At 59.9% G+C, this 237-nt stretch carries 1 protein-coding gene and 1 pseudogene; both read left to right on the top strand.

Annotated features, from left to right (window positions below; all coding sequences use genetic code 11):
- Positions 1-8 precede the first annotated feature (8 nt).
- Positions 9-101, top strand: a complete 93-nt coding sequence (locus QSV46_RS41045) for a DUF2867 domain-containing protein (RefSeq protein WP_409997313.1) — start codon at positions 9-11, stop codon at positions 99-101.
- Positions 98-237, top strand: a pseudogene (locus QSV46_RS41040) (2-hydroxychromene-2-carboxylate isomerase); the annotation flags it as partial. The gene QSV46_RS41045 and the pseudogene QSV46_RS41040, both read left to right, overlap by 4 nt.

Here is a 237-nt window from a genome sequence, read left to right as displayed (position 1 = left end):
CGCATAATCTGCTCGGCCGCACCTACCTTGCGGTTATCATGCCCTTCCACAAGCTCGTGGTCCGCGGCATGATGAGCCGGATCGCGGAACCGGCCCGATGACGCTCTCCGTCGATCTCTTCTACTCCTTCCGCAGCCCGTTCAGCTATCTGGCGCTGTCGAAAACGCTCAAACTTGTCGAAACCTACGATCTGGGGGTGAATTTGCGGCCGGTCTATCCGCTCGCAGTCCGTGTGCC

Source organism: Bradyrhizobium cosmicum (genome assembly GCF_032290525.1).
Lineage (GTDB): Bacteria > Pseudomonadota > Alphaproteobacteria > Rhizobiales > Xanthobacteraceae > Bradyrhizobium > Bradyrhizobium cosmicum_A.
The sequence above is the reverse complement of the archived record's forward strand: the minus strand, read 5'-3'. Positions and strand labels throughout refer to the sequence as shown.